This window comes from Nocardiopsis sp. L17-MgMaSL7, from assembly GCF_003182025.1.
Lineage (GTDB): Bacteria > Actinomycetota > Actinomycetes > Streptosporangiales > Streptosporangiaceae > Nocardiopsis > Nocardiopsis prasina.
In genome coordinates this window covers 633,481-639,631 of record NZ_QGTF01000001.1, presented here as the reverse complement: position 1 = coordinate 639,631, position 6,151 = coordinate 633,481, and the positions used below count along the sequence as shown (strand labels likewise).

4 protein-coding genes are annotated in these 6,151 nt (G+C 68.8%); 2 read left to right on the top strand and 2 right to left on the bottom strand.

The features are described from left to right. Positions 1-215: 215 nt before the first annotated feature. Together BDW27_RS02670 and BDW27_RS02665 are read left to right on the top strand one after the other, a co-directional pair. Complete coding sequence (locus tag BDW27_RS02670; protein WP_017546390.1) at positions 216-848, top strand: class I SAM-dependent methyltransferase; 633 nt, start codon at positions 216-218, stop codon at positions 846-848. 620 nt (positions 849-1,468) lie between these two features. Further along, positions 1,469-4,309 (top strand): transglycosylase domain-containing protein, encoded by a 2,841-nt coding sequence (locus tag BDW27_RS02665; protein WP_110048065.1) that lies wholly within the window; start codon positions 1,469-1,471, stop codon positions 4,307-4,309. A gap of 54 nt (positions 4,310-4,363) precedes the next feature. Here BDW27_RS02665 and BDW27_RS02660 read toward each other — a convergent pair whose 3' ends face one another. Then, complete coding sequence (locus tag BDW27_RS02660; RefSeq protein WP_110048064.1) at positions 4,364-5,416, bottom strand: prenyltransferase; 1,053 nt, start codon at positions 5,414-5,416, stop codon at positions 4,364-4,366. Beyond that, positions 5,416-6,144 carry a class I SAM-dependent methyltransferase gene (locus tag BDW27_RS02655; RefSeq protein ID WP_110048099.1) on the bottom strand — a complete coding sequence of 243 codons (729 nt, stop codon included), beginning with the start codon at positions 6,142-6,144 and terminating at the stop codon, positions 5,416-5,418. Before BDW27_RS02655 ends, BDW27_RS02660 begins: the two co-directional genes overlap by 1 nt. Positions 6,145-6,151 lie beyond the last annotated feature (7 nt).

Sequence of the window (6,151 nt, the reverse complement as noted above, 5' to 3'; positions counted from 1 at the left end):
TCCTTGCGCTGATGGTACTGCCCTGTTGTGGGGTGGGAGAGTAGGTCGCTGCCACGGTTTTTCTTGGTAGGGAGGGGAAGGGCTTGTCCTTTGGGACGGGTTCTTCCTCTCCTTTTTTTGTTGGGGTTGTTTGTGCGTTTGTGAATCGACGTTTTCGGGCCGATTCCCCATGGGGTGCTGGCGGGACGGACCTCCCGCGATGGGAGAATTTCCGTATGACGAAGACAATCCCCGCGGACCTGCTGGCGGCCGCTGAGGCGGCGAACGGATTCATGCCCACTGACGAGGGGATGGCTCTCTTCGAGACGGCCCTGGAGTACGCGGACCGCGGACCCGTCGTGGAGATCGGCACCTACTGCGGCAAGTCCACCGTGTTCCTGGGTGCCGCGGCACGTGTGGGTGGGGCGAGGGTCGTCACGGTGGACCACCACCGGGGCTCCGAGGAACACCAGGAGGGCTGGGAGTACCACGACAGCTCCCTGATCGACCCGGTCACCGGGAAATTCGACACCCTGCCGCACTTTCGGCGCACGATCACCCAGGCGGGCCTGGACGACGAGGTCATCGCGATCACGGGCGCCTCAGTCGACGTCGCCGCCGTCTGGGGCACCGAGCTGGGCATGCTCTTCATTGACGGCGGACACAGTGAGACGGCCGCCCAGAACGACTACGAGGGTTGGTCGCCGCACGTCGCCGTGGGTGGGGCGCTGGTGATCCACGACGTCTTCCCGAACCCGGAGGACGGCGGACGGCCGCCGTTCAACGTCTACTGTCGCGCGCTGGACTCGGGGAGGTTCAGGGAGGTGCGCGTGGTGGGCTCCATGCGGATCCTCGAGCGCGTCTCCTGAAGCGATTCGGGTGTGCGGCATGGCATTCGTGACGGGGGCAGTGGTGAATCGAATGCGCACGCTCAGTGATTGTCCCTGCGTGTGGCAACATTGGTCCGGTATTGTGAGTGAACCAACACCCGGACATGGACACGCCTTCGGAGGGTAAGCCTTCGGTAAGAAGTGACCGTGCGGTTACGGATTCGGCCTTGACACGGTTACGTGCGGGTATCGTGGCTTTGAGGGTGGAGCGATGGTGGTGATTTTCCCCGAAATACCGCTTCAGCCCTGAATCGAACTGAACCGATCAGGGGCACTCGCGCGTCAAACACCAGGACGGCACGGTGCCGGACGTGATTTGCCTTGGGGGCGGGGAGCTGAGCAAGAGCACACACGGCGATGGCGGGACGGACGGACAGCGTCCCGAATCGAACACGCCGGAGACGAAAGAGACCTCTGCTGAGGAGCTGTCCACTCAAGCGACCCCCCAGCGTGATGATCTACCCACCAGCGGTGAGGATCAATCCGAGGGAGAAGCCTCGGAGTCGGGTGGCGAGCCCAACGGCCAACCCGAGCCGGAGTTCGTCCCGGGGGCCATCGCTTTCAAGACAAGCGGCACGTTCCTGCGTGACCGCGTCGCCATGACTCTCGCCGAACAGGGCTTCGAGTCCGAGGGATCGGACTCCACCGGGACGGCTGACGACGCGGAGCGGGCGAAGCCGGGGGCCTCCGAAGAGGACTCCGGTGACGTGCCCGTCGACGACGGACCCGTCGCCGGTGCGGAGGACGAGGCCGACCGGTTCGACCCCTCCGACCAGGCCGTCGGGGACTCCGCGCGCGCGGACACCGGGGAAGCCGAGCTGGAGGAAGCCCGAACGGAACAGATCCCGGTCCTCGGAGCCAAGGACACCGAGGAGCCCGAGGACACCGCCGAACCTGCGGTGGCGGCCTCCGCCGTCACCGACCCCGGGCCCTCCTCGGAACCGGAGAAGGTGACCGGGCCCGATACCGATACCGATACCGAGAAGCACTCCGACGACGGCGCTCGCACCGAGGCCATGCCCGCACCGGCGGCTGGCGCGGTGGCCTTCGCCGGGGCTTCGCCCGAGGCGGACGACGCGGTGCACGGTGCCGGGAGCGGGCCGGCCGAGGACACCGGTACCGGTGCCACGGCGGAGACCGCGGCCATGTGGCCGACGCCCCGACGCCTGTCCGACTACGTTTCGGACAGACCCACGGAGGAGGGGCCGAGCGGACCCGCCGACGGTGGGATGACCGGAGCGGCGGCGTCCGGCGGAGCCGGGACCCCCGGGGGGCCGGGCGGACCCGACGGTCCCACCGACAGCGCCGAGGGACCGGGTGAGGGTTCCGGGAAGAACAAGAAGAAGAAGGCGAAGAAGCCGCTCTGGCTGCGCCTTCTCCTGGGCTTCCTGGCCGTCACCGGCCTGGGCCTCATCCTGGCCTGCGGTGTCTTCACGTTCTTCTACGTGACCGTCGAGGTTCCCGACGCGGCCAAGGCCGACGCGGTGGAGCAGGGCTCCACCTTCTACTTCGCGGACGGCGAGACCGAGTTCGCCTACCGAGGCACCGACCGCGAGGTCATCAGCTACGACGAGATGACGGCCGGCGGCGACCACGTCGTCGAGGCGGTCATCTCCGCCGAGGACCGTGGTTTCTGGACCGAGCCCGGTGTCTCCCTCAGCGGCACGATGCGCGCGGTGTGGTCCACCATCACGGGCGAGCAGGTGCAGGGCGGTTCGACCGTCACCCAGCAGATGGTGCGTAACTACTACGAGGGCGTCTCCTTCGAGCAGACCGTGTCCCGCAAGATCCAGGAGATCATCATCTCCATCAAGGTGGATCAGAGCGAGGACAAGGAGTGGGTGATGGAGCAGTACCTCAACACCATCTACTTCGGTCGCACGTCCTACGGAGTCCAGGCGGCCTCGCAGGCGTACTACCACAAGGACGTCGACGAGCTCACCGCCGAGGAGTCCGCCTTCCTGGCCGCCGCCATCCAGCAGCCGACCCGGTTCGGCCAGGCGGACGTGGAGACCACGCCCGACATGGAGAACCGCTGGCAGTACGTGGTCAACGGCATGGTCACCACCGGGGCGATCACCCAGGCCGAGGCGGACGCCATGGAGTTCCCGGCACCCGAGCCGGAGAAGACCACGGAGGACCTCAGCGGCTACCGGGGGTACATGCTCCAGGAGGCCATGAGCGAGCTGACGGACCTCGGCTACACCGAGGACCACGTCAACCGCCAGGGCTTCAAGATCGTCACGACCTTCGACAAGGACATGATGGACGCCGCCTACGAGTCGGTGGAGGAGATGGTCGACCCGGACAGCCTTCCCGAGGGCGTCAACATCGGCCTGACCACCATCGACCCGGAGACCGGCGAGGTCCTGGCCTTCTACGGCGGCCACGACTACCACCTCAACCAGTACGACAGCTCGTTCCTGGGCGCCGCCCAGGCGGGATCGGCGTTCAAGCCGTACGTGCTGGCGACGGCGTTGGAGCAGGGCTACGGCCTGAACTCCACGGTGGACGGCCGCGGGCCGAGGGACATCCAGGGTTCCCGCGTGCAGAACGCGGGCAACGCGCCCGGTGGCGTCATGACGCTCACGCAGGCCACCACGGTGTCCAACAACCTGGGCTTCGTGGAGCTGGCCCAGGAGGTCGGCTTCGACAAGATCAGGCAGACCGCCTACGACGTGGGCCTGCCCGACGGGAGCATCGACGACAACCAGCTGGTCCCGGTCATGCCGCTGGGCGCCACGAGCGTCCGCTCGGTGGACCAGGCCAGCGGGTACGCGACCTTCGCCAACGGTGGCGTGCACATGGAGGCGCACGTCATCAAGGAGATCGTCAACCAGGACGGTGACAACGAGCGGCCGGAGATCGAGGGCAAGAGGGCCCTTGAGGAGTCGACCGCTGCCGACGTCACCTACGCCCTGGAGCAGGCGGTCAGCTCCGGCACGGGTACCGCCGCGCAGCTGTGGGACCACCCGGTCGCGGGCAAGACCGGTACCACCAACGGCAGCGTCGCCGCCTGGTTCGTCGGGTACACCCCGCAGCTGTCCACCGCGGTCGGGGTCTACAGCGGCAACAACGAGAGCTTCCAGATCCCGGGGCACAACATCTCCGGCGGCGGTCTGCCCTCGCAGATGTGGAAGTCGTACATGAACCGCGCCATGGAGGGCTACGAGCGCGCCTCGTTCCCCAGCCCCGAGTTCGGTGGCACCACGGAGAACTGGGCGCCGGACCCGGCGACCCAGGAGCCGCAGCAGCCCGAGGCGCCGGAGAACGACCAGCCGGAGACGCCGGAGGGGGAGCCGCCGCCTCCCGAGGAGCCGGTCGACCCGGGGCCGGACCTCCCGGAGGAGCCGACCTTCCCGGAGAACCCCGAGTGGCCCGGTGACCCGGAGGACCCGGGTATCCCCGAGATCCCGCCCGGCCGGGGCGAGGAAGGCTGACGAACGACCGAAGGAGGGCCCCTCGGGGCCCTCCTCGTGTCTTCGGGGCCGAGTTCAGACCCAGGTGCGCAGGAACACCCGGGAGCCGCGGGTGGTGCGGGTGAGCGCGTCCACCGCCAGGATGATCGCCGCGGAGGTCCACGTGCTGCGCTCCACCGGCCAGCGCACCTGCTCGGCGAACTGGTAGCCGGTCCAGTAGACGCCGTCGTCGGCGTCGCGCAGGTGCTGCACGTCCCGCAGAACGCGTACGGCCGTCTCCGTCTCTCCCATGGCGGCCAGCGCCATGACCAGCTCGGAGGACTCCGCCGCGGTCACCCAGGGCTGGTCGCTCACGCAGCGCACACCCAGTCCGGGCATGACGAAGGTGTCCCAGCGCTCGGCGATCCGCTCCTTGGCGGCCTCGTCGCGCAGCACGCCGCCGAGGATGGGATAGAACCAGTCCATCGAGAAGCGGGAGCGGTCCGAGAACAACCCCTCGTCCCCGGTGATGAGTTCGGCCAGCCGTTCGGCCGCCTTGGACCAGTCGGGCCGTTCACGGCCCAGCCGCGCGCCCAGCTCGGTCCCGCAGCGCAGCGCGTGGTGCACGCTCGCGCACACAGTGAGCAGCGCGTGGTCGCCCGGGGATCCGTCCTCGGAGCGGGCCCACAGGATCTCGCCGTGCTCGCCGCGCAGGGCCAGCACGAACTCCAGGCCGCTCTCCACCACGGGCCACATCCGCTCGGCGAAGTCGACGTCGCCGGTGGTCAGCAGGTGGTGGAGGAGCCCCACGGCCGGGTAGGCGGCGTGGTTGGCCTCGCGCAGCTCCGTCACGGGCCGTCCCTGGCGGTACTTGGCGTACCAGCCGCCGTCGGGGTGGCGGCTCCCGTCCAGCCACAGGTAGGCGCGGCGAGCCGCCTCGGCGTGCTCGGGCACGAGCACGCCGGTGACGGTCAGCGCCATGGCGCACTCCACGTGGTCCCACACGTCGGCGTGGCCGCCCGGGAACCACGGAATCACCCCGTCGCCCTCCTGGGAGCGCACGAGGTAGTCCGCGGACCGGTACAGCTGTTCGGCGTTGAGGATCCCGGGCAGGTGGAGAGCGCCGGGATCGGACGGTGCGGGTGCCATCAGGCGGCCGCGTCAGTGTGCGGCTTGCGCACGTACACGATGACGCTCTTGCCGATGACGGGGTTGAGGAGCCGCTCGGCCACCCGGGTGACCTTGGGGGCCTGGAGCATGTCCCAGACCAGGAGGTCGTGGTAGGCCTTGGCGGCCGGGTGGTCGTTGTTGTCGGTGCCCACGGCGCACTTGATCCACCAGTACGGGGCGTGCAGGGCGTGCGCGTGGTGGTGCGGGCCGATCACGAACCCGGTGGCCTTGAGCTTGGCCTCCAGCTCGGCGCGGGTGTAGATGCGGATGTGGCCGCCCTCGTTGGTGTGGTACTCCTCCGAGAGGGCCCAGCAGATGCGTTCCGGCAGGAAGCTGGGCACGGTGACGGCCGCGATGCCGCCGGGCCTGAGGACCCGGTACAGCTCCTTCATGGCGGCGGTGTCGTGCGGCAGGTGCTCGAAGATCTCGGCGGCCACGACACGGTCGAAGCTGTCGTCGTCGAAGGGCATGTCGAGGGCGTCACCCTTGACCGTCTCGGCCTTGGCGGTGGCGGGGGCCTCTCCCTCGTGGGCCATGGCCGCGAACATGGTCTCGACGTCGGCGAGGTCGCTCACGTTCTGGTCGAAGGCGACCACGTCGGCGCCGCGTCGGTAGATCTCGAAGGCGTGGCGGCCGCCGCCGCAGCCGAGGTCGAGGACGCGCTGGCCGGGGCCGACGGGGAACAGGTTGAAGTCGACGGTGATCAGTGGAGGC

Coding starts and splice junctions, on each gene's coding strand:
- BDW27_RS02670 (WP_017546390.1), top strand. CDS start 216: ATGACGAAGACAATCCCCGCGGACCTGCTGGCGGCCGCTGAGGCGGCG.
- BDW27_RS02665 (WP_110048065.1), top strand. CDS start 1,469: ATGACTCTCGCCGAACAGGGCTTCGAGTCCGAGGGATCGGACTCCACC.
- BDW27_RS02660 (WP_110048064.1), bottom strand. CDS start 5,416: ATGGCACCCGCACCGTCCGATCCCGGCGCTCTCCACCTGCCCGGGATC.